The sequence below is a fragment of the Heyndrickxia camelliae genome, from assembly GCF_002844575.1.
GTDB classification, from domain to species: Bacteria; Bacillota; Bacilli; order Bacillales; family Bacillaceae_C; genus Margalitia; species Margalitia camelliae.
On the sequence record NZ_PIQO01000020.1, the window covers coordinates 57,625 to 81,667 of the forward strand.

Below are 24,043 nucleotides of genomic sequence, written 5' to 3' on the forward strand. Positions count from 1 at the left end.
TAGTCTAATAATCTTTGTGGTTAACCAAAGAATCGAAAGCGTTACAGCTTCAATTAGGGGTGAAAAACTTGAAATCTACTTATCAAGATGCATTAGCATCTTATGGTATAGGAGGTGCACATCCGGGGGGACTTCATCTAACGAAGCAAATCTTACAAAACGAAAATATCTCCCCAAATACAACTATTCTAGATGCTGGATGTGGAACAGGGCAAACGTCGGCCTTTCTTGCCATGGAATATAATTGTCAGGTTACTGCCATTGATCACCATCTGGTAATGGTGGAAAAGGCAAAGCAGAGATTTGCAAGAGAAAAATTGTCTATCTCTGTTACCCAAGGTAGCATTGAGGACATTCCTTTCCCAGATCAGTCCTTTGATATAGTAGTAGCAGAATCCGTTACTGCATTTACAAATATCCAAAAAACACTTCATGAATATTACCGAGTGCTAAAACCACATGGGATATTAATAGATATTGATATGACTGCAGAAGAGCAACTCAGTGATGAAGAAAAATTTCATATTTGTACAGTATATGGGATGGACAATGTTTTAACCGAGCAAGAGTGGATCCAACAAATGTCTTCAGCAGGTTTGTATCCAGTCCATATTCTGGCAGGAAGTTCTATTTCAAACCATTTGCAACAGCCACAACCTATGCATGATCCAGAATTCCACATGTCCCCAAATGTTACACCTGATCTGGTTGCTATATTAATTGCTCATAATGAACTTACAAATTTGTATGGACATTTACTTGGTTATCGAGTGTTCCGAGCGCAAAAATTAGATAATTGAAAGAACGCCCATTTTGTTTTTTGGAAACAGAATGGGCGTTCTTTCCATTATTCGTTCCACCTTCTATCATTATCTTTTCTAAGAGTTATTTTAAATTTATCTAAAGTCTCTAAAAATGGTACTAAGTATTTTCTGGAAAAGCCCAGTATCGCTTTTGCTTCTTGCATATCAAAACTCGGATTTGTTTTGGATTTAAGGTCATCAGCATAGCTCCAGAAGATATCCTTATGCCAATAAATAGACTCTGTTAAAGGAATGATACTTCCATTTTCCACTAAATATTGGGTAATTTCTTGTGATATCTTAGTATCAATACCAACTCTCTCCAAATATAGGCTAAAATTATCGACTTTCCATGTATCTTTTTTTAAGGTTGCCAGTAAGCTTTTTACAGGGTTTATCCATTTTTCCGGAAGATAGGGATTAAAATCCTTTTGGAAAATATATGGTCCCTTGTATTCCCAATTTTCATGTTCAACACCTTGTTTTAAGCCAAACTCTATTAAGTGCTGCGGATACTTTCTTTTCAGGCTTTGGATTAATTCTGCTTTTGTTAATCCTGTTCGTAAAGGATATAGATGATGAAAATCAGTAAGATATCTATTAATATCCTGAAACAGTTCCTTTATTATTTTTCTGTGTGTGATAAAGTCATTAAAAACAATCCATTCTTGATGTTGAATTTCTTTTTTAAGCTCCTCCTGAGAGATGGACATATCGGTTAATAATACATCTTTTTGTAACGCTTTTTTTTCCTCTAATAATGATAGAAATCGCTCTGAAAAACTTCCTGTCTTTTTCCTTTGTAATAGCGCAATGGTTTCTTCGCCAAATTTATATCGTTTTCCATTCGGATCAACAATCCATCCTCCCCCTATGGTTTCGTGTGGTGATGGTCTTCTAATAATAAAACGATCTCCACGTTTTGCAACAATAGGTGCATCCAACCTTAACTGACATAAAATCTCTTCCTTTTCCAGCGCTACTTCATTGCGATCAAAGAAAACAATTTTTCCCATTACCTCTGTCGTACCGATATAACATTTTATCGGCATACGTTGTTTTATTGGAAATTTCAGTTTTCCTACAACTCTGATACTGACATCCATTATATCCGTTGTGTTGAGGAAATCGGGGCTGACTATCGTATCTCCTCTTTTTACCATTTGAAGCGGAACTCCAGTTATATTTAGTGCCGTTCTTTGTCCGGCATAAGCATTTTTCACTTGCTCGTGATGGACTTGAATTTGCCTAACTTTAACGTTCATGTTATTAGGAAGAATGGACAGTTTGTCTCCTTCCGTTACCGACCCTTCATATATAGTTCCTCTGACGATGGTACCTTGTCCCTTTATCGAGAAAACTTGATCTATCGGTAAACGGAAGTGACCATAATGATGCCTTTCTGGTAGTAAAAGTAACTTTTCCACAATGGAAGATTTTAAGAACGCACAACCTTCCCCTGTCACACTGCTTACAGGTAAGATTGGTACATTTTCAAAAATCGTACCCTTCAAGTTATCTCGAATTTCCTCTTCCACTAATGATAGCAATTCCTCATCCGCTCTATCTACTTTTGTAAGAGCAATTAGTCCATCTTTAATATTTAGGAAGGATAAAATCTCTGCATGCTCCAATGTTTGCGGCATTACTCCTTCATCCGCTGCGATTACTAGTACCACAAAATCAATACCTGCCACACCTGCAATCATCTGACGAATAAAACGTTCATGCCCCGGAACATCGATGATGGAAATTTGTAGTTGATCATCCTCAAAGAGAGGAGCAAAGCCGGGCTCAATCGAAATTTGCCGTTCTTTTTCTTCCTTTAAGCGATCAGTATCAACATTTGTTAAGACTTTGGTCAGGGCAGTCTTACCATGATCAATATGACCTGCCATACCAACCGTAAAATACCTTTTATTCATATTCTCACCTTCTAATAACTACCTCTTTTTTGATTTTGAAACCATTTCCTTGCAAACACAATATTCATGGAGATAGCTCCAATAAAAATTAATAAAAAGATAATCCCAGTCCACAGATAATGGATGTAAAAACAAACAATAGCAAAACAGAGAATTGCTATTGTTATAATGAAGCCAAAAAATAGGGTTGCAAAATAATATGTTTTTTCCAAGAAAAACACCGCCAATTAAATTTATATATTTATGTAATCCTTAATATATTTCAAAATAACCATTTGTCCATATATCAGTATATTAAAGTAATTATCCGGTATGGTACAAATATGTAATAATACTACCGCACAAATCATCTTCCATTCCATATTCTCGCGCGAACTTTTCCGATAAAATCTAGCAACCGTTCCTCAACGCCAAATAGTCGATATTTTTTCATTTGAACACGTAATTTAACGGAGAATATTGTGCGTGCTGCGTTTGGACGTCCCGGTTCGTCATTTGCACGTAACGGCGCACCATTTTCATATACGAGTGGCCGAGGATTTTCTGCAAACTAAACGGATCGCCGCCGTAAATATTATATAATGCGCCAGTATGACGGAATGTATGAGGAGCCACTTTCGCACGGTCTAGTCGCGCTATTTTTCCGAGTATCTTAATATTTTCGCGAACGGTCGAATCGCTGACTTTGTGTCCTTCGTATGTGACAAATAAATACTCGTTGCCAAAGTCCGCAGTTTCACGCATATATTCGTCAAGCAGCTTGCACGTACGCGGCGATATCGGAACATAGCGACCAACACGCGTCTTAGTATCGAGCCTGCCTCTAACCGAATATGCCCCGCTTTTAAATCGATATTCGCACGCTTTACATCGACTAATTTGCACGCACGCATCATCGTGTCAAGCAGTACGTATACGATAACCTTCGTTACTCCAACTAGCGTCCGAACTTCCTTCGGTGTAAATGGTGTAAATGCCTCGACCACGTCAATCGGCGGTGTATCGGCTCGCTAATCCAGCCTTTTTCCTCGTTTGCATATTTAACGAAAGTTCGCATCGTTCGCACTCGAATATTAACCGTGTGCGGTGAAAAGTCGAGTTCCTCCGTCATATGCGTTATCCAGCCGACAAAAAATTCCGTTGTTAGCTCGCGATGGTTGATGTATTTTTGAAAATACCCGTAATTTTGATAGTAGCCTTCGATTGTAAGGCGACCGAGCCCTTCGCCTCGCTTAACGACCATAAATTGTTCGAACATATCGCTCAACGTTAAATTTTCCGGTACTGTTTGCGTTGAGCCTCCGCGTTTATACTTGCGCAAAATAAAAACCCCTTCCGTATATAATCGAAAGAGGCTCAACCCTGATAGTCTTCGCTATGGGTTCCCGATAGTTTTCGCATTAAGCCCGCGATAGTTTTACCGGAAACTAGGCGAAAACCTTTGCGGAGTTATCGTCTAAATCATCGTTATAAATCATCGGAATCTCTTGCGGGAGTAAGTCGTAATGGCGGGACCGCCTGGGAATCGAACCCAGCAAAGACGACACGCGCCTCTCAGAAGGTTTTGAAGACCTCGGCATGCACCAGCAACGCACTCAGCCCCATGACACTTTTATCATTATAGTAAATATAGCCTTCAATCACAAGCGGGAAGTATTCTACTTTGTTTTTATGCTTGTCTGTTCTGCCCTATATTGACTATAATGAAGAAAGGTAGTAATGAACGTAGGAGGTTCGTTCCATGCTTCATGGTTGGTTTTTGTGGTTCATCCTTTTCTGGGTAGTCGTTCTAATTTCGCTAATGGCGATAGGTGGATTTTTTATGTTTCGAAAATTCCTAAAAAAATTACCTAAAGAAGACGGTAAATCTATTATGGATTGGGAAGAGCATTATGTGAACAAAACAAGAAACTTATGGACAAATGATAATAAGCAATTATTAGAAGAATTAGTGAGTCCCGTTCCGGAATTATTCCGAGATGTGGCAAGACACAAGATTGCTGGTAAAATCGGTGAAATTGCTTTAGAGGACAAAGCAAGGTCCATTACGTTAGACCACATTATCCGCGGATATATATTAGCAACACCAAAAAGGGACCACAAATTTTTAAGAAAAAAACTTAATGAAATGAAAATAGATGTTACACCATATGAACATTTATTTTGAAATGAGAAAAGCGAAGCACAAGGTGCTTCGCTTTCTTACTTATATTCCTTTTGTTTGAATATTATCATCCAATCCGCTAGCTAATTTGCGATATTGAAGATACATCGCAACCCTCCATGGTACAATCATACCAAATGCGAGAAGGAAGAACATTCCGCTTAGTTGACCTACATCAATTTCAGAACTTAAAACTAGCTTCAAAATTAATCGAATTACTAAGAGACCAATTAATATAAAAGGAAATGCCTTTGAACGTTTTAAATAAATATCTGAGTCTCGCACTTCAAACCGAGATGTTTTAATTAATAAAGTGGAGAAAACCATTCCTACCACTAAAGCTTCTAAAACTTCTCCTAATGTCAATCGAAAATATGGAACGATATACATGAGGAATCCAGTACTCATAAAAAATGGAGGTAATATAATTTTTTTTACTGAAACAGGTTTATTAGAAGCCTTAAGTCTAATAAAGATTACCATACCTCCCATACATAGTGCTATAATGGATGAAACAATAATTTCTGTCATCTAACATCATCCTCTTTGTAATTTATGTTATTCTAACATATTTTTTTAAAAGTTTTATTTTTAATTGAGAAAGGTACATTTCTTATTATAACGAATTTTGTATAGAACACAAATACCCAAACAGTGAAATATACATAAAAAAAACCATCCGACATGTTTATCGAATGGCTACTAAAGCTAAAGCAATCTGCTGATTGCTGCATTCACTCTGCTTTCATCAAAAGGTTTTACAATATAGTCTTTAGCTCCCGCTTCAATCGCACTAATGACCATTTGCTGTTGCCCCATTGAGGAGCACATAATAATTTTGGCATCAGGATCATCATTTATAATCTGTTTTACAGCTTCAATTCCTGTCATCTCTGGCATGGTAATATCCATTGTTACGATATCAGGTTTTAGCGATTGATACAGCTCTATAGCTTTCCGGCCATTTTCAGCCTCGCCAATCACTTCATGATTCCCGTGTTCCAGCATTTTTGATAAAGTTACTCTCATAAATTTTGCATCATCTACTACCAGGACTTTTGCCACAGATGCTTCCCCCTCATACTCGCACCGTATTTCCTAAAGATTCTTACTATTGATACATTTACTATATCAAATTACCTAATAAACGTGCAATTAAATTTGTGTACAATTGTTTTGCTTATCCATACGGAGTTTCTAATACCAAAAAGCTTAGAAACCTGTGAAACCACCAAATAATAGGCTCATATAGCTTGTTAAAATGGTCATCCAATTAAAGAAGAGAAATACCCCCATAATAATCATTATAACGCCGCCAATTTTTACAATCCTTGCACTGTGTCTGCGTATCCATTGCAGTTTTCCAATAAAGAATGAAAGAACAAAAAATGGGATAGCAAATCCTAAGACATAAGCAATCATATATACCACTGCTGATTGCGGATTCGTAACCGTTAAAGAAAAGAGTGCTGCTAGAATGGGACCTGTACAAGGTGTCCACCCTGCCGCAAATGCTATACCAATAAGAATTGAACCTACAAATCCTAAAGGTCTGCTTTTAAAATGAAATTTATGCTCCTTCATCATAAATTTAGGAGTTAAGAATCCAACCACTACTAGTCCGAAAAAGACAATAAGGATTCCTCCAATTTGTCTGATTAGATCTTGATAAGCTTGAAAAAGACTTCCTATAAAAGAACTGCTATACCCTAGAGCAACAAATACAACCGAAAACCCTAATATGAAGCAAAGAGTATGGAGCATGCTTCTTTTTTGAAGCATAGCATTTTCTGATTTCAGTTCATTTACAGACATTCCAGTTATGTATGAAATAAATGCGGGATAGATTGGCAGCACGCATGGCGAGATAAAACTCAAAAATCCAGCGCCAAGTGCCAAGAAAAAGTTCACATCAACATTCGACATATATCACAACTCCTGCTTATTATACGACTTTAATGAAAACGAACAACAAACATACTTATTATATTTTACCAAATATATGCTCTATAAATGAATAGAAACATGTGACTTTTTTATGGCGCTCGCTCAGGATAAAAGCGTAAAAAAAGAACTTCTTTTTGAAAAAGTGTAAAAGAATGGTTATACTATTACTAATCTATAGTTTTTTGAATGCTATGTTGTAACTCTATTAATGAAAGGAATACAGCCGTGTTAAAAGATCAACTTTCTAATCTAATTGAAAAAAAACGAGCTGAATTAATAGAAATGGTTATGATCGAAGGATTGCATTCCCCAAATACAATTCTTTATAGTCAGGAATTAGATCGATTACTAAATCAATATAACGAGATCTGCGTGGTTAAAAGGACATCAAACCAGCTAGTAGCAAATAAAGGTTCATAATCAAGTCCATGGACCGCACGGCGAGCTCGACCTGAATATCATGTTCATGTAAAGGAAAAAAGTAGCAGTTGCAAAATTAAACGGAAACAAAAGAAGTCAAAGACGAACTTTAGATTCTTTACTAAAGAAAACTAATAAATCACTTGATAGTAAACAATCCAATAAATAATGACGAACAAAAGAAATTAGAGGAAACTAAACCTAAAACAAAAAATAAATTGTGGAATCCAATTGCCAACTGTCAAAATTATTGTCACTCTTATAGCAGTAGTATGAATTACATTATATACAACTGTTCAATGTTTCCCTCTTAACCGTTCCCCCTAAGCACCAGGAAAACCACTTGTTAAGGTTCTTGTAACTAACATATCGTAGAAACATAAAACGAGCGAAATGCATTCGCTCGTTTTTGATATATAAGTATCTTCATAGACTCTTTGCATCAATAGGAAAACGTCTTTTTCCTTATATGCTTTGCTCCAATTCGGTCATGCCATTCTGCAATAAATACATTTTATGATAAAGTCCCTGCTTTGCAATTAACTCGTGATGAGTACCTTTTTCTACTACTTCTCCTTGATGCAGTACCAAAATTAAGTCTGCATCTTGAATCGTGGAAAGTCGATGTGCAATCGCGATCGTGGTTCTGCCTCTTCGCATTTTTTCCAAAGCCTCTTGAATTAATTCTTCTGTTTCTGTATCAATATTTGCAGTTGCCTCATCTAAAACTAGAATTTTGGGATCTGTCGCAATCGTTCTCGCAAATGCGATTAATTGGCGTTGCCCACTCGAGAATGTAGCTCCACGTTCTACGACTTTATGAGAATAACGATCCTCCATTTTTTCAATAAACGTATGTGCCTGCACAAACTTAGCTGCTTCTTCAATATTTATATCCGTTATCGACTTGTTATGGAGGCGGATATTGTCTTCAATCGTACCATAAAATAGAAATGGATCTTGAAGCACTAATCCCATTTTAGTTCGTAATTCAGATATTGGATATTCTTTTATAGATTTACCATCAATGAAAATTTCCCCCTTTTCAAATTCGTAGAACCTCATCATTAAATTAATAATAGAGCTTTTTCCGCTCCCAGTATGCCCTACTAAAGCGACGGTTTGACCAGGTCTTGCAACAAACGAAATATTTTTCAATACTTCACGCTTTCCGTCATAGGAAAAGCTGACATTCTTAAATTCAATTTCTCCATCCACTATTTTTAGTTGTTTTTGTTCTTGTTGGATAGGTGCAACTTCCTGTTCATCCATAACCCTAAAAATCCTTGATGAGGCCACGATGGCTTGTTGAAACATAGACAATCGAAACATCATTTGATTCACAGGTTCAAAAAATCTATCTAAGTAGTTTACAAATGCATATAAGACACCAATTTCTACCGTATGATTGAACGAGGAAATACCGAAAAAGCTTAAAACAATCATTAAAGCAAAAACATATATTAAATCAATAGCAGGTCGAAGTAATAATCCATCAATTTTAATATTTCTCATTCCTGCATTGTAATGTTTTGCATTAATGTCAGCAAATTCTTCCCTAAGCCTCTTTTCCTGACGAAATACTTGTATAATTGGCATTCCTTGCAAAGACTCATTCAATTTAGCATTTAACTGGCTTAGACGCTCACGCATTTCTTGGTAAAAAACCGAGCTGAATTTTCGATATAGAACCATAACATAGAATATCAACGGCAGTATACATAGACAGAATAATGCTAGTTTTGCATTTAAAGAAAACATTGCAATAAAAATCCCGATTAATAAAAAGCTTCCCTGAATAAAGGTAACCATTACGTTCACAAACATATCAAATATTGCTTCTGTATCATTGGTAATTCTTGAAACAATACTACCTGCTGGTGTCTTGTCAAAATAACGCATTCCTAATGTCTGCACTTTCGAATAAACATCAATTCTTAGCTGCTGAATAATCTTAATAGCAATTTCTTGAAATTTAAAGATCTGAAAATAAGAAATGATCACTTTGAATATTTGTATTCCAATATAAAGACTTGCAAGAGTTACAAGCGGTTTATACGGAAAATGATGAGGTGTTAAATAATCATCGATGAATCTTTGTATGATGATTGGTCCATATATATCCCCAAGTGTTGCCAACAGTAACAAAGTAAAAGCAATTATAATAGTTTTAATATGGGGCTTTGTATAACTCATTAATCGAAATAATACTTTACGCTGTTCCTTCCCGGACATTGATGTCATTTTATCCATTTTATTATCCCCCGTGTTCCACTAGTTCTTCCAGCTGCTGACGATCATACATTTCTTTATACCAACCGCCTTTTTTGATTAATTCTTCATGATTACCACGTTCAATAATTTTCCCATCATCTAAAACGATAATCGTATTTGCATGTTTAATAGCACTTAAGCGGTGTGCCGTAATAATAGTAGTCTTTCCAGATCTTTCTTCCTTTAAAGACTTCAGAATCGATTCTTCTGTTTTTGCATCCACAGCCGATAGAGAATCATCCAATATTAACACTTCTGGATCCATTATTAATGCTCTCGCAATGGATATTCTTTGTTTTTGCCCACCTGATAAGGAAACCCCTTTTTCTCCTACTATCGTATCGTATCCATCTGTAAATTCGATAATATCGTCATGAATATGTGCTAATTTTGCAGCATCTTCGATTTTCACTTTTGGCAGTGACGGATTAGTAAAGGCAATATTTTCACCAACCGTAGCGGAAAACAGGAAATGATCTTGCGGAACATAACCAATCGCACTTCTAAGGCTATCCATTTTATAATCCTGTATGGAATGTCCGCCAAATTCAATTTTTCCACTGTATCCCTCAAATTCACGAATGAATAGCTTTAACAATGTTGTCTTCCCGCTTCCTGTTTTTCCGACAATTCCTAATGTTTCCCCTTGATTAATAGAAAAATAAATATCTTTTAATATCTCTTTTTCTTCGTTAGGATAATGAAAGGATTTTATCGAATACGTTATGGAACCCGATGGCGTTTCGTTTATGGCATTGGGTTTATCCTTTATTTCAACTGGTTCACCTAGCAGCCTCTTTACTCGATCATTAGAAGCTCTTCCGCGTTCCATAATATTAAATATGCTTCCAAACGCAAGCATCGGCCATGTTAGCAACCCTATATAGGTAGTAAAGGATATTAATTGACCAATTGTTAGTTCATGATTTATCACTAATTTAGAGCCGAATATTATGGATAAAAAGAAGGATATTGCAATTATGATAGAAATAGTTGGATCAAAAAGCGCATCTATTCTCGAAACAGAAATATTTTTCTTAACTACATCATCCGACTGCTTAATAAATGAAGCAATATCCTCCTTTTCCTGGCCAAAAGTTTTAATAACCTTAATTCCATTTATACTTTCTTGTGTTTTGTCATTCAAATTAGAAAATGCTTCCTGAGCTTTATGAAATCTTTTGTGTAAAATAGAGCCGTAATAACTTGTCAAAATTGCCATTATAGGCATTGGTATCAATGCAATAAGCGTTAATTTCCAACTAATGGTGGCAGCCATAGCAATAATGACAGAACCACCTGTCATGATAGAATCAACAAGCGTCAAAACTCCGCTTCCTGCGGTCCCCTGAATAGCCTGCAAATCATTGGTGGCATGTGCCATTAAATCCCCTACACGATTCTTTTGATAAAAAGAGGGGGACATATTAGTAAAGTGATGAAATAGACGATTTCGAAGAACTCTTGCAAGCTTATAAGAAGAACCAAAGATCATGATGCGCCAATAATATCTTAAGATATACATGGCAAAAGCCACTATAACTAAAACAATAACCCACTTAGCCAAAAGCATTGGAGTTAGCTTGTTATCTTTTATTTCATCGACAATATACCCTACCACTTTAGGTGGAACTAATTGCAATATTGCCACAAATGCTAATATGGAAATTCCTAAAATATAAGGCCTTTTCTCTTGCTTAAAAAACCACATTAAATCAATAAAAACCCTCATTCCTCTTCCCCCGTCTGCTCAACATTCTGAATTTACAAATACTTTCTAATTTTACCAAATATTCTTTCGTTAGGAAAGTAGGGAATAACAGTCTTTTATCCAAAATATTTTTTGAAATTTCTTTGTGTTAACTGAATATTTTTGTAAGCTTTACACACTCTATCCCTGAGGTGAAGTAAAATGGATAATCAAACTTTTAAGGATAATCCTTCTGGAAACCAAGACAATATAATGGAGAAAGTAAACGAATCGTTCGAGAATATGGCAAAGGAGATTAGAAGTGATGTCCATCAGGATAATCAAACTAGTCAGCAAAGTAATCAAAATATCATAAATACGATTGACGAATTAGCGGAAGAATTTAATAGCAGTAATCCATGGCGCGATTAAAATACCAGACACTATTTCTGAAGCATTTTATAAACAGAAATAGTGCTTTTTTTGCTGCCTTAACGCACGTTAAGTTTTAATTCACTCATTGTTCTTTTCTGATAAGAAGCATTATATTCTTTTCATTCATTTGATAAGTTCTCAATTACTTCACTTTCTTTTGTGTATGGGCCAGATGTTTCATTCCGTTACTATCAAAGTGTCCGCTGCTTGCAAAGCGTCAAGCACCCTTTAGACATCTGTTCTAACTGTTTTTAGTACCTGATGACTACTCCTTATACATAACTTAGCCACCTTCCAGTAATGCTTGAATTTGAACCTCTAAATTATGTGCTATTATTGATATCCTTGCATAACCATATTTCATTGTTTTTTCCTACTTTTCATTATTACACTAAATTATCACACATTAATAAACGTATTATATCGAGTCTATCAACATCAAAGTTGTAAGGATGCGTTGATGTATTGTTTCTAGTAATTTCTCATTCTCCTTGAAACGTCTCGAATAATAAGCTTATGACTATCAGTTCTACAATTAGCAAAACCCCATCAGTTTAAGAATGGGGTTATTTTGTGTAGGATATTATAGAGATTTATTATAGTAATATGTTTTCTTTTCAGAGATAACTTTTCCTTTATATTCTATATGACTTACAACTTTTACGCTATATTCAAGTCTTTGGGCATTCGTCCATTTAAAATATATTTTAGATTTCAAAACTGCTCCACTCTCAACCTTACTGTATGCAATTTGAGATGCTCTACCTCCTGCATATATAACCGCACCAGTACCTGCCAACACCTTTGTTAATGTAGAGAATTTAAGGAGTTTAAGCTTCTTTTTGCCACCGAAACCTGTAAGAACACTTCCCATCACTAGGTCATTCCCAAAAGCAACCATTTGGCCACTTTCTTTTTTGATATCTGATACCTTTTTAGTAACTGTGCGAAAATGCTTGTATGACGTTTGAGTTTTAGGCGCATATGTTTTATATGCCCATTGATGAAACTTTGAGTCCTTTGGTGGCAAAGCTGAATACCCAGAGTCTGCAAATACACTACTTGTAAAACCTACACTAGCAAGTGTACTAAACACCAATGCAGAAGCTAAAGCGATCTTGCATACCCTATTAAACTTCATAATCTAATCACCCTTCCAATAGATTGTTAAATTGGTATTTTTACAGATAAATGTAAAATATAACCAAATTCATTATACTGTTTATATTATAAAAAATCAAAATTCAACTTGTGGAATATTGGTAAATTTTACTTTTTAGTACAAAAGTAATATAGGTAGTTTAATTCTGTACCTATGTGTTCATCTAATTCCTAACTTGTGTCTTATCAACATTTAGTTCTAATCATTTTTTCTTATCTTCATTAATTTTCTGTTCCATTTGATCTTATATTGACGTTTATAGATTCTATTCATAAATAAATTTCTCCTCCTTACCACTTCTTTACTAAGCCACAGTCTATCCATAACTAAGCATCCCCCCTTCTATGTTTTCCAATTGATAAAATGCAAGTAAAACGCAAAAAAAGCATTGATTGTTCAATGCTCTAATTTTTTCTAATCATTTGTTACCTTATTGTTTTGATTACAAATTTCTTCAGCAATTTCTTGGATACGTTTTAGTTTAATGCCATCTCTTTGTTCAACGGATAATGGATGGTCTGTTGGTTCCAGTTCAATAAAAGGTTTGTATCCCACTTCTCTGGTATGAACCATTGTTTTTAGATTTACTGTATCTGGATAACAAGGAAGTGAAGTTGATAACCAACCAAACATTGGCTCCAATTCATTTTCTCTTCCTACGGTTTCCCAAAAATCAATTGTTGTCTCGAAATTTGCTTCACTTAAAGATACCCATACTTCCCATATAAAAGGTCCTTCGCCATCTAAAACTGGAATTTCAATACAACCTTTAATAAAAAAGTGTTCGTCATCAATTACACATAAATCATCATTCATTTCTACTCGACTCTCTAGTTCTTCTTCAGGAATGTAATAAAAATAAACAGGAGCATCGCTCCCATAACTCATAGGGAGTTCATCGTGGATTTCTCCACAACATCTACAAATATAGCTCTTTTTTTCGTTCATAGTTTTACCCCTAACCCTTATAATTCAAAACATTAGCATTGTGTCTTTTTATCGCAAATAAATTATATCATTTTTTTTAAAACCTCTGTCAGCCATTTCCAATCTTTATACAGATATAAACTAAATCATTGTCTATCGTTTTTATGATATAAATGTCCTAATTTCAAAATCGTTTAAAAAAAGCACAATAATTAGATCATGTTAGCTCTAAATTCAAAAAAGAAAATATATAGTCAGCTATATACCTTCTTGGCACCTAATCTTAATTAAAAACCATCTTTTCAATAGGATTGCGACCACATTGATATTAATTAAAATATTGTATCCTACATTATTTACCCGTTTCGATTGAGATGGGCTTCTTTGTGCTTGAGTGATTCTATTAATTATTTTTGTGTGGAAACAATCAAAATATACCTACTTAACCCGCAGCTTCTAGCTAATTTTAATAAAGTATTCACTATTAGGCATTTCATTGATATAGGCCGTCCTCCCATTTAGTTTACTTCGCTTTCTAAAAACATCCTTCTTCCATTAAATGTGGGTTAGCCATTAATAATTATTGGAATTGAGCCTCATCATTATAAACTCTCCAATTTTCCCTAATTACTTCGTTAAAGTAACTGTTACAATTTTTAAATGTTCAAAATTTTTATGGTATAATCTTACTATGTATTTATATTTATATCAATTTATGGATGAGTGATGGTTGCATGCGATACTTTTTTATATAACACACAATAACTAGGGAGATCAAGATGAATAAAATCGATAAAAAATCAAAAGTAATTTGGAATTTGGAATCCATTCAAACATTTTTAATGTTCTTTGCTGGTATTGGAGTAATTTATTTTTTCTTTGGTGACATAAAATGGGTATGGAAGTTACTTTTAATTGGGTTATTGTATATCCTTTATAATTTAATTACAGATTTGATTAGTCATCATTTTGCCTATAAAAATAGTGAATATCAACTCTCTGATGAAATTCTATTTATTAAAAATGGTGGGCTAATACAATACGAAAATACAATTCCATTAAATAGAATTCAACATAGTGATATTGAACAATCATTTTATTCAAGAATATTTGACTTATATGCCTTAAATATATATACAGCGGGAGATAGCCACACTATAGAATACATAAAAAAAGATGTTGCAGATGATTTAAAGGATAAAATTATTAAAATTATTACAAAGGTAACAGATGAGCATGAAAAAGAGTAGAGATCATATAATTGAATTGCTTTACCATCTTTATGATAATATTAAAAACTTCATCATACCAATTACTACATTTGCTATTTCACTATTTAGTGCTAACAGTAAATTCAAGCCATATATAGCAGGTGCCTTTATTCTATTAGGTATCATACTAGCTATCCGTTCTTTTTTAACTTGGTATAATAAGACTTATGCAATTAAAGATAAGATGATTGAGTATTCTGATGGGGTGTTTAGAAAGAAGAGGACCGATATACCAATACATAATATCCGTTCTATTAATACTACAGATTCTCTATTTAAAAGAATAATCGGCATATCTAATTTAAATATTGAGCTAATAGGTGGAGATGAGATTTTTTTTGTTATAAGTAACAAAAAAATAAAAAAATTAAAGGAGAATATTTATATTGGCTCAGAATACCAAAAATACAAGTATAATAAGAGCAAATTTAGCTTTATAGAGTATCTTTTAATTACAACAACTAGTTTTCGTTTATTTTTAACATCTCTTTCTCTTGTTTTGACCGCTTTTTCATTCTTATTAACACATTTTGGTGTTCAACTGGGGTTGGAAACTGAAAAAGAAAAAATTCATGCAGAAAATGATACTAGAGGAATGGTCGAGAAAATACTAACAACAGACTGGACCGATGCATCTTTCTATATATCAATAGGTATAGTGTTCGCCATCATGATAGTAGCTTCTTATTTTGTCGCATATATTCTTGTCTATGTTACATATAGAAATTTTAATATTCAATATACCGAAAAAGAAATTGAAGTCATGTATGGATTCATTAGCAAAAAACATTTCCATATTCCTCGCTCTAACATACGTTCTATAAGAATTGTAGAACCATTTTTGTATAGAATTTTTGGATATGCAAGAATTAAAGCAGATAACATTGGATTGAATGATAATGCAAGCGCATCTTTATTTATTATGCCTATAGTAAAGAAAGACGAAATTGATTCCATAATAAACAAATATACACCAGATTTTAAAAACGAAAAAGTCATGTTTTTTCCGTCAATACGCGTATTACCGATATTTATTTTTAAACATGTTATTTGGATAATTGTAACTTTAATTGGACTATCATTTATTTCAAACTATGTTCTGTGGGGATTTCTCCTATTACCTATCTGGATGATATCTGGTTACATGAAATGGAAACATAGTGGGCTAAGCTTTACTTCTAAATTCATAACCAGTTCATTTTCATCGGGATTAACTAAAATTACTCTAATTACAAAAAAGAAATATATAGAATCGACTGGGGTTATACAAACATTCATACAGAAACACAGCCGTACAGCAGACTATGAATATGCATTGTATTCAGAAAGACTGATAGAAGTATATGATTGTTTATCCATTTCGGTAAATCATAAAAAGGAATTCTTGGAGTATCTTCAAAAACAAGAGAACGAATGAATGGCCATTTTGCCTTCTTTAGCACTAACGAAAAGAAATAACCTACTCTACACTCTCAATCAAAAAATGTAGGATAGGTTATTTTTTTCTCAAAATTGGGTCACTAGCCTTATCTACTAAAAGTTCCCCATTCATTGCATGTAACTATATTTATGTCACAATAATATCAGAATGCCCTAATAAACTTGATATAGGATACATATTAATTATTTACTTTTATTTACTTTGGGACAGTCTTTGAACAGCGTAAAAGTAGCTATATGTGTGTGGAGATGCTTTTTTAGGGTCAACACTAACTCTCCTCACTGCTTCCTTTATGATATCAACTAATGCTACATGTGTTAATCCGGTGATAGTATATGAAAAAATATGATGAATTGTAGTAAGTTGTTTGTGTCGATGAAATATTGCTTTTTTATTCTTTCATATTTCTTCAACATGCTGGAATAGTGAAAACACTTCTTCCTAATTCTCTTTCCCGTTCAGAACGGATAAATGTTTTTGTTACTTTACATACTTTATACCATAGATCTCCATAGCTTTCCATCCATAATCAACTATTATCTTTGTTAAGAATCTCCATATAGGTTTAAATGAAAAGGCTTCAATCATTGCAAGAACTTCTTCAATAGAAAAACCTTTAAGCAATTGATTGAGACTTTTTTCGCTATGTTCTCTGCTATATAGCCTTCTTTATCACAACAACTAAAAAATTATTATCTTAAACAGGGACACAATCTCTGTGATTGAAGTCCTGCAATTCATTTTCAAACTAAAATAAGATTTCACTTATAGTAATACTCACTTATTCCTGTTATTGTAATCAAATATACCTTAAATTGTTTGTAATCTTTCCTTTTGTTCATAATATAAAAAACCACCTTCCTTTGGTTTGGTTTCCATTAGAAAAAGTGGTTTCGGATTTGATTGATGAAAGTTAAAGCAAATAATAAAGCAAATTCGTGATGAAAGAATCACTCTACTACAATATGTAAAAGATAAATTTGCTTTATTATTGCCGTCAATCTTTGATGAAGCTTAGAGCCATAAGACTTCTATTATTTCATTTGCTTGTTCATTGCATTCATCATTTGATTGATTTTCTTCTGGGATGGCTTCATACCCATTTGTGTCATCATCATTTTAAGCATTTGTTCGTTAATAGGTGGATTTTTCTTTAGATAGTTCATCATATATTTACGTGCTATGAAAAATCCGATAGCAATTCCAGCAAGAAGTGCTACAACGATTAGTAAATATCCCCACCAAGGCATAGTTATTATTTCCTCCTTCATGTTGTCACATTTCAGTGTACTAAATCCTCAACCATTATACAATATTTCAATTCCGTTTCAAACGTATTTTCTTTCTTTTATTGGTTTTATCCATCCGAAACGTTCGTTTTCAATATCAATTGCAAGTAAACGTCCATCATATTTTCTCAGAGCCTCTAAAAAAATTGATTCAGAATCATAATTTCCCCAGGCTTGTATCAAAAGTCTCTGTTCCTCTACCTGAAGCTCCACTCCATTTTCAAGTGTATTCCCTTTAACACAATATTTTCTTCCATCCCAAATTAACTCACTCTTTTTAATCAGATTTTGATTAAGTAAATGATGGATATTTAATACTGGGAGAGGCTTAGTAATATATTTAATTTGTTTCCTTATTATTTCTTTTAAATTCCCATTGACACATAAGTATTGTAAAAATAGGTCATAGAACATTCTTTCTCTTCCATAATAATATTCCGCTACTTCATTTTCAATTGAATAGACTTGATAGGATCTCATGAAAAATCTCACTCCCGAGTTTTTCTTTCCTATCATTATATAAAATGGAAAATATTTTTGTTGTCATAAGTTGTTTAAAAATTTTGTTTATTTTGTCGAAATAGGAAGAATATCGAATGATTCTTCCTAATGTTATAAATAACTTTATGTCCTATTAAGTTCATCATTTTATAATATAAGGATAAAAAGGAACTCCGTCATATTCTGTTTTCATTAAAAGTTCAGATACAGTCACCATCTCAAAACCCGCTTTCTTTAGTTGGGGTAAGATTTTTTCTAACGCCTTTACCGTTTGGCTGCGGTCTCCGCCCCCATCATGCATTAATATAATGTCGCCAGGCATCGTGTCTGATAGTATATTTTTCGCTATTTTTGCTGCCCCAGGCTCCTTCCAATCCTTTGAATCCTGGTTCCAAGTCCATATAATCACGCGGTAGCCTGCCTCTCTGGCAGTTTCAATAATTCGTTTATTATAATACCCTCCAATCGGACGAAAAAAAGCTGGACTTATTCCCGTTGTTTCTTTTATTATTTTTTCAGTCTTTTCCATCTCTTGTTTTAAATGCTTACTGGAAGAAGTAAATATAAAATTATGGCTATATGTATGGTTTGCAATTTCATGTCCTTCTTTTACTTCATCTCGTACAATCTCTGGATATTCCCCTACATGTTCACCTATTACAAAAAAAGTAGCTTTCGCATTATACTTTTTTAAAAGCTTCAAGATTTGTGGTGTGTATAATGGATCTGGTCCATCATCAAAGGTTAAGGCCACCATTTTTTTGGATGTCCTAGCATTCCATATAGCATCACCTGTCCTCTCAAAATCAAATCTTAACGTAGATTTTGAAGATACTTGCTCTTTATTAAAAAGTGTCATGACAAAAAATATTATTAAGAATATCGATATTTTTTTCATAAAAGCAATCCTCTCTTGTAGGCAAAGAGTCATTTACTTTAGAATCCGTTACTTCTTGATTTTTTATGTTTAATAATTAATGGAAAATAGATTATTATAACAAAAAAAGCACGCATTGAATGCGTGCTTTTATCAATTTATTTATTTTTGAAGTAAGGATTTTACACGTTCTACAACATTTTTTACAGTAAATCCGTATTCCTCCATAATCTTTGCGCCAGGAGCAGAAGCACCAAATCCTTCTATTGCAAGAATTTCTCCTTCATCTCCTACATAGCGATCCCAACCAAATGGTGAAGCCATTTCTATCGCTAATCGTTTCTTAACAGATTTCGGAAGGACAGATTCTTTATATTCGTTACTTTGCTGTTCAAAACGATCCCAGGATGGCATGCTAATAACAGAAGCATCAACCCCTGATTGAAGTAGTTCTGATTGTGCTTCTACAGCAAGATGCACCTCAGAACCAGATGCAAGCAGGAGTACATCTGGCGTTGCTTTTTCAGATGGCGAAACAATATATGCTCCTTTTTCAACACCTGTTTGTGCATTTTCGCCGGTTAATTTAAGTGTTGGCAACCCTTGTCTTGTTAAGACTAAAGCAGTTGGTTTGTCTTTAGAAGTTATTGCAATTTTCCAAGCAGCAGCCACTTCATTACCATCTGCTGGACGAATGACAGAAATATTTGGCATCGCTCTTAAAGCTGCCAATTGTTCGATTGGTTCATGTGTCGGTCCATCTTCACCAACAGCAATACTATCATGAGTGAATACATAAGTTACTGGCAGTTTCATTAAGGCAGCTAGTCGGATTGCAGGACGTAAATAATCCGAGAATACAAAGAATGTTCCTCCATAAACTTGCAATCCTCCATGAAGAGCTATCCCATTCATTGCTGCTCCCATTGCGAATTCACGAACACCAAACCAGATGTTTCGCCCTTCATATGATTCAGGTGTGAAATCTTTTTCGCCTTTTATCATTGTATTATTGGAACCAGCAAGGTCAGCAGAACCCCCAATAAATGTTGGTACATTTTTCGCTATTGCATTTAGAACTTCGCCACTTGATGCACGGCTTGCAAGGCTTTTTCCCTCTTCATATACTGGAATATCCTTATCCCAATCGTGAGGAAGCTCACCTTTCAAGGATTGTTCTAATTGAGAAGCTAGTTCAGGATATTCATTTTTATATTGCTCAAATAATTGATTCCATTCTTCCTCTTTTTGAGCACCTGCTTTAACAATGGATTCATTAAATCTATCGTAAACTTCCGAAGGAACATGGAAATCTTCCTCAAATGTCCATTTATAAAATTCCTTTGTTAATTTCAATTCATCAGCACCTAGCGGAGAGCCATGAACAGCAGATTTTCCTGATTTATTTGGAGAGCCGTATCCGATAACCGTCTTGACTTCAATCAGTGTAGGACGAGTAACGTCAGACTTTGCTTCCTCTAACGCCTTAGCAATGGCTTCAAAATCATTGCCGTCCTCGACACGAATATATTGCCATCCATATGATTTAAAACGTCCTTCAACACTCTCTGAAAAAGATTTATCTAAATCACCATCTAAGGAAATATCATTGGAATCATATAAAACTACCAAACGACCTAACTTCAAATGTGCAGCTAATGAAGCAGCTTCACTTGAAATTCCTTCCATTAGGTCACCATCACCACATAATGCATATGTATAATGATTAATTAAATCAAAATTATCCTTATTATAAACACCAGCAACATGACGCTCCGCCATCGCCATACCTACAGCCATTGCTATACCTTGTCCTAATGGACCAGTAGTGGCTTCTACACCTGGAGTATGTCCATATTCAGGATGACCTGGAGTTTTACTACCCCATTGACGGAATTTCTTTAATTCATCCATGCTCAAATCATATCCGGATAGATGAAGTAAACTATACAATAGCATCGAACCATGACCAGCTGAAAGAACAAAACGATCACGATTGAACCATTTTGGATTTTTAGGGTTATGATTCATAAAACGTGTCCATAAAGTGTAGGCCATTGGAGCAGCCCCCATAGGTAATCCTGGGTGTCCTGAATTGGCCTTTTCGATTGCATCAATGGATAGTGTACGAATCGTTGTAACGGCTAAATTATCTGTATTATCAAACAATGTTCATGCATCCTTTCCAAAAAAACATTTTATTTTAGTATTATCTTATATTTAACACATTAACTCAATAAATTCCCTTTTTTATTTACCAAAAATTATTTACCGTATCCCATATGCTACTACGAATTTAAAGAAAAATAAGTATGACCTATCTTAATGTAGCTTTTTATTTTGAAGGTTACGCAATTTTTGCGGAGTCACTTCATCCCCATTTGGATCAAATACTCTTACCTTTTCTATGGTATTTTTCATAGATGAACGAAAAGACTCCAAATATTCTCTTCTTAGTCTCGATTGTTCTTTTGCTTCTTCCTTGCTCAAACCTTGTTCCTTTGACTTTTTTGCTAGTTGATTTATTCTTGCTATTTTGTCTTTAGAAAGCATATAGTTACTCCTTTACAGAGGGATAAAATTATCTATCCTACTTTAATCAAAGTAATGTTACTAAAAAAAAAGCCCTTTATCAAGAAAAGGAGCTTTAATAGTGAAAGTTAATGTGTTTGAATATAATCTTGAAATCTCCTATGGACAGTTGCTTTGGACACATCATAGCCAAATCCTCGCATAGTAGCAGCTATTTCCGCAAATGTAAGACCATTTTTCCTTAATCGTACAATCTCTTCAATGGGAACTTCCTTTCGTTCTCTTCCTAATAGATTTCCATTTCCATGCAAATTTTTCTCAGGATGAAAGCCTTTTGCTACCGCCCTTCTCATCCCTCGTTTTATTTTTAGATTATGTAATTTCCGTTGATATTCTTCCACCATACTTACAATATTTAAAACCATTGAATCGGACTCTGAAAGTTCTAATTCACCATTATGGTCTAGACTAAATACTTTTACGTTTTCTTTTCGTAAGCAGTGTAACAAAGCAATCTTAGCGTTGCCTCTTCCTAATCTTGTTTCATCCTGCACAATTAACGAATCAATTTGATCCGTTTTTATAATGTCAAGCATCTCTAAAACACCTGGTCGATCCAATTCATAGCCACTTGCCTGATCATGGATAATATTCGCAACTTTAAGATTCCATGTCTTAGCTGCCTGGATTAATTCTTCTTCCTGACGTGCTAATGAAGATTCTTGAGTCTGTTTTGTAGTACTGACCCGACAATATATTATCGTATTCACCTATATAACCTACCTTATATCTGATGCCAAATGGTGCATATTATCCTTTTTGTCTTTGATTTTAACCGGAATAATAATAGTTTGACCCTGCTCAATGTCTGTAGATTTTAAATTATTTTCCTTTTGCACCCATTTTATAAATTCAGTGTGTGTCATGCCATTCTCCATTTTATATGTATCGGCAATAGACCACAATGATTGTCCTTCTGAAACAATGACATGTTCATAAGACGTTGAATGGTCATCCATGTGAAATATGAAAGTGATTCCTAGAATAAAAGAAAGTATCACTAGAATAATAGCATAAGAGTAATTTTTCCATAACATTAACATATCCATCCCTCTTTCGAATATATGTTCGCTTTGATGATTTAATTATATTAAGAACACCTGTTTGGTGTCAATACTTTTTTCGAACTTATGTTTGTATAACTGGAAATCTAATGCTATAATGGAATCAATAATAAGTCGAAATATCGATTATCGAGGTGTTAAATATGACAAAACTTTCAAAAAGGCAGCAAGATATCTTGGATTTTATTAAACAAGAAGTCAAATTAAAAGGCTATCCACCTTCTGTAAGGGAGATTGGAGAAGCAGTCGGACTAGCTTCCAGTTCAACTGTACACGGGCATCTTTCCAGACTTGAAAGTAAAGGATTGATTCGCAGAGATCCAACAAAACCAAGAGCAATTGAAGTGCTTGATCTGATGGACGATTCAATCCCACAACAGGCAATTGTAAATGTTCCTTTGGTTGGAAAGGTTACTGCAGGCTTACCAATTACAGCTATTGAAAATGTGGAGGAGTATTTCCCTTTACCTGAATATTTAGCACCTGGCGAAGAAAATGTTTTTATGTTGGAAATCGTAGGAGAAAGTATGATAGAAGCAGGTATTTTGGACGGAGATTATGTCGTAGTTCGGCAACAGCAAACAGCAAATAATGGAGATATTGTCGTTGCCATGACCGAAGAAAATGAAGCAACCGTTAAGAGATTTTTTAAAGAAAAAGATTATATTCGTCTACAACCAGAAAATTCTACAATGGAACCAATAATTTTATCTAACGTAACTATTTTAGGAAAAGTAATTGGACTTTATCGACAAGTAGTTCATTGAAAAAATAACCCAAAAGGCCGGATGTTAACTCCTTCCTTTTGGGTTAGATTATATATTTTAGTAGATTCTTATTTATCGCTTTTAGTCATATTTTTTGTTCCGCTATATAATCCACTCGCAGACAGCCCTAGCATTAGACCAACAATTATTCCTTGTTTTATATTGCTTCCCAAATAAAATATACCAAATAAAAGTCCGAGTATAACAGCTATGAATGGTGAATATTTTTTTGGAACTCCAGCCCTTTTAAATAACTCCACCACTCCAAGGATTAACGGAATAATGGCAACATCATATACCTCAAGCATCTTTACCACCTCCCATTTCTCATGATATATCTTATGCTCGTCCCCTTAACCTTCATGAATGTCTTTTTTCTTAGAATTATGTTTTATCTCCAAAAATGATTGGACCTTTTCTATAGGTCATTCCCTACAAATGAATAAGCCAGCTTTTTATCCAAAGAAAAAGAGGCTGGGACATAACTAGCTTCA

The 24,043-nt window shown here is 34.3% G+C and carries 24 protein-coding genes and 1 tRNA gene; 7 read left to right on the plus strand and 18 right to left on the minus strand.

The genetic code is table 11. The features are described from left to right. Positions 1 to 68: 68 nt before the first annotated feature. Positions 69 to 800 carry a class I SAM-dependent methyltransferase gene (locus CWO92_RS20070; RefSeq protein WP_101355991.1) on the plus strand — a complete coding sequence of 244 codons (732 nt, stop codon included), beginning with the start codon at positions 69 to 71 and terminating at the stop codon, positions 798 to 800. Positions 801 to 847: 47 nt separating this feature from the next. Here CWO92_RS20070 and selB read toward each other — a convergent pair whose 3' ends face one another. The 3 genes from selB to CWO92_RS25590 all read right to left on the minus strand — a co-directional run bounded on the left by selB (position 848) and on the right by CWO92_RS25590 (position 4,331). After that, positions 848 to 2,728, minus strand: coding sequence for a selenocysteine-specific translation elongation factor (gene selB, locus CWO92_RS20075; protein WP_101355992.1), 1,881 nt, complete (start codon positions 2,726 to 2,728; stop codon positions 848 to 850). A 429-nt stretch (positions 2,729 to 3,157) separates the two neighbouring features. Further along, positions 3,158 to 3,613, minus strand: a complete 456-nt coding sequence (locus CWO92_RS26150) for a tyrosine-type recombinase/integrase (protein ID WP_235851643.1) — start codon at positions 3,611 to 3,613, stop codon at positions 3,158 to 3,160. Positions 3,614 to 4,234: 621 nt separating this feature from the next. Next, positions 4,235 to 4,331, minus strand: a tRNA-Sec gene (locus CWO92_RS25590). Between the two features lie 138 nt (positions 4,332 to 4,469). On the opposite strand from CWO92_RS25590, the gene CWO92_RS20090 reads away from it, so the two are divergent. After that, the gene (locus CWO92_RS20090; RefSeq protein WP_101355994.1) at positions 4,470 to 4,895 is read left to right on the plus strand and encodes a DUF2621 domain-containing protein; all 426 of its coding nucleotides are present in this window, start codon (positions 4,470 to 4,472) and stop codon (positions 4,893 to 4,895) included. Positions 4,896 to 4,934: 39 nt separating this feature from the next. On the opposite strand, the gene CWO92_RS20095 is transcribed toward CWO92_RS20090, so the two are convergent. The 3 genes from CWO92_RS20095 to CWO92_RS20105 all read right to left on the minus strand — a co-directional run bounded on the left by CWO92_RS20095 (position 4,935) and on the right by CWO92_RS20105 (position 6,818). Continuing rightward, the gene (locus CWO92_RS20095) at positions 4,935 to 5,423 is read right to left on the minus strand and encodes a CcdC family protein (protein WP_101355995.1); all 489 of its coding nucleotides are present in this window, start codon (positions 5,421 to 5,423) and stop codon (positions 4,935 to 4,937) included. A 177-nt stretch (positions 5,424 to 5,600) separates the two neighbouring features. Then, entirely contained in the window at positions 5,601 to 5,957 is a 357-nt protein-coding gene (locus CWO92_RS20100) for a response regulator (protein WP_101355996.1), read from the minus strand. Between the two features lie 147 nt (positions 5,958 to 6,104). Then, positions 6,105 to 6,818, minus strand: a complete 714-nt coding sequence (locus CWO92_RS20105) for a cytochrome c biogenesis CcdA family protein (RefSeq protein ID WP_101355997.1) — start codon at positions 6,816 to 6,818, stop codon at positions 6,105 to 6,107. Positions 6,819 to 7,025: 207 nt separating this feature from the next. On the opposite strand from CWO92_RS20105, the gene CWO92_RS20110 reads away from it, so the two are divergent. Further along, a complete protein-coding gene (locus tag CWO92_RS20110) occupies positions 7,026 to 7,259 on the plus strand; it encodes an aspartyl-phosphate phosphatase Spo0E family protein (RefSeq protein ID WP_101355998.1) in 234 nt (77 codons plus the stop codon). A 465-nt stretch (positions 7,260 to 7,724) separates the two neighbouring features. Here CWO92_RS20110 and CWO92_RS20115 read toward each other — a convergent pair whose 3' ends face one another. After that, complete coding sequence (locus CWO92_RS20115; protein WP_101355999.1) at positions 7,725 to 9,512, minus strand: ABC transporter ATP-binding protein; 1,788 nt, start codon at positions 9,510 to 9,512, stop codon at positions 7,725 to 7,727. Between the two features lie 4 nt (positions 9,513 to 9,516). Further along, positions 9,517 to 11,265, minus strand: a complete 1,749-nt coding sequence (locus CWO92_RS20120; RefSeq protein ID WP_101356000.1) for an ABC transporter transmembrane domain-containing protein — start codon at positions 11,263 to 11,265, stop codon at positions 9,517 to 9,519. 180 nt (positions 11,266 to 11,445) lie between these two features. Here CWO92_RS20120 and CWO92_RS20125 point away from each other — a divergent pair, with 180 nt between their 5' ends. Beyond that, a complete protein-coding gene (locus CWO92_RS20125) occupies positions 11,446 to 11,655 on the plus strand; it encodes a hypothetical protein (RefSeq protein ID WP_101356001.1) in 210 nt (69 codons plus the stop codon). Between the two features lie 586 nt (positions 11,656 to 12,241). Here CWO92_RS20125 and CWO92_RS20130 read toward each other — a convergent pair. Both CWO92_RS20130 and CWO92_RS20135 read right to left on the minus strand, forming a co-directional pair. Further along, positions 12,242 to 12,799 carry a hypothetical protein gene (locus CWO92_RS20130; RefSeq protein WP_101356002.1) on the minus strand — a complete coding sequence of 186 codons (558 nt, stop codon included), beginning with the start codon at positions 12,797 to 12,799 and terminating at the stop codon, positions 12,242 to 12,244. Positions 12,800 to 13,234: 435 nt separating this feature from the next. After that, positions 13,235 to 13,768, minus strand: coding sequence for a DUF2199 domain-containing protein (locus CWO92_RS20135; RefSeq protein ID WP_101356003.1), 534 nt, complete (start codon positions 13,766 to 13,768; stop codon positions 13,235 to 13,237). A gap of 758 nt (positions 13,769 to 14,526) precedes the next feature. Between CWO92_RS20135 and CWO92_RS20140 the strand changes: the two genes are divergently transcribed. Beyond that, positions 14,527 to 14,997, plus strand: a complete 471-nt coding sequence (locus CWO92_RS20140) for a PH domain-containing protein (protein ID WP_101356004.1) — start codon at positions 14,527 to 14,529, stop codon at positions 14,995 to 14,997. Further along, positions 14,978 to 16,435 (plus strand): PH domain-containing protein, encoded by a 1,458-nt coding sequence (locus CWO92_RS20145; protein WP_101356005.1) that lies wholly within the window; start codon positions 14,978 to 14,980, stop codon positions 16,433 to 16,435. Before CWO92_RS20140 ends, CWO92_RS20145 begins: the two co-directional genes overlap by 20 nt. 1,058 nt (positions 16,436 to 17,493) lie before the next feature. Here the strand turns inward: CWO92_RS20145 and CWO92_RS20150 are convergent. The 7 genes from CWO92_RS20150 to yneA form a co-directional block, all read right to left on the minus strand. Then, positions 17,494 to 17,709: a YneF family protein gene (locus CWO92_RS20150; RefSeq protein ID WP_101356006.1), complete on the minus strand. Its 216-nt coding sequence runs from the start codon at positions 17,707 to 17,709 to the stop codon at positions 17,494 to 17,496. Between the two features lie 78 nt (positions 17,710 to 17,787). Beyond that, positions 17,788 to 18,228, minus strand: coding sequence for a sporulation inhibitor of replication protein SirA (sirA, locus tag CWO92_RS20155; RefSeq protein ID WP_101356007.1), 441 nt, complete (start codon positions 18,226 to 18,228; stop codon positions 17,788 to 17,790). Between the two features lie 163 nt (positions 18,229 to 18,391). Continuing rightward, entirely contained in the window at positions 18,392 to 19,147 is a 756-nt protein-coding gene (locus tag CWO92_RS20160) for a polysaccharide deacetylase family protein (protein WP_101356008.1), read from the minus strand. A 141-nt stretch (positions 19,148 to 19,288) separates the two neighbouring features. Next, positions 19,289 to 21,295 carry a transketolase gene (gene tkt / locus CWO92_RS20165; RefSeq protein ID WP_101356009.1) on the minus strand — a complete coding sequence of 669 codons (2,007 nt, stop codon included), beginning with the start codon at positions 21,293 to 21,295 and terminating at the stop codon, positions 19,289 to 19,291. Positions 21,296 to 21,448: 153 nt separating this feature from the next. Then, positions 21,449 to 21,679, minus strand: coding sequence for a DUF896 domain-containing protein (locus CWO92_RS20170; RefSeq protein WP_101356010.1), 231 nt, complete (start codon positions 21,677 to 21,679; stop codon positions 21,449 to 21,451). A gap of 107 nt (positions 21,680 to 21,786) precedes the next feature. Beyond that, positions 21,787 to 22,428, minus strand: a complete 642-nt coding sequence (locus tag CWO92_RS20175) for a YneB family resolvase-like protein (RefSeq protein WP_101356011.1) — start codon at positions 22,426 to 22,428, stop codon at positions 21,787 to 21,789. Positions 22,429 to 22,437: 9 nt separating this feature from the next. Next, positions 22,438 to 22,761, minus strand: a complete 324-nt coding sequence (yneA, locus tag CWO92_RS20180) for a cell division suppressor protein YneA (protein WP_158176131.1) — start codon at positions 22,759 to 22,761, stop codon at positions 22,438 to 22,440. Positions 22,762 to 22,925: 164 nt separating this feature from the next. Here yneA and lexA point away from each other — a divergent pair, with 164 nt between their 5' ends. After that, positions 22,926 to 23,549: a transcriptional repressor LexA gene (gene lexA, locus CWO92_RS20185; protein ID WP_101356013.1), complete on the plus strand. Its 624-nt coding sequence runs from the start codon at positions 22,926 to 22,928 to the stop codon at positions 23,547 to 23,549. Between the two features lie 68 nt (positions 23,550 to 23,617). On the opposite strand, the gene CWO92_RS20190 is transcribed toward lexA, so the two are convergent. Then, positions 23,618 to 23,857, minus strand: a complete 240-nt coding sequence (locus CWO92_RS20190) for a hypothetical protein (RefSeq protein WP_101356014.1) — start codon at positions 23,855 to 23,857, stop codon at positions 23,618 to 23,620. Positions 23,858 to 24,043: the final 186 nt, after the last annotated feature.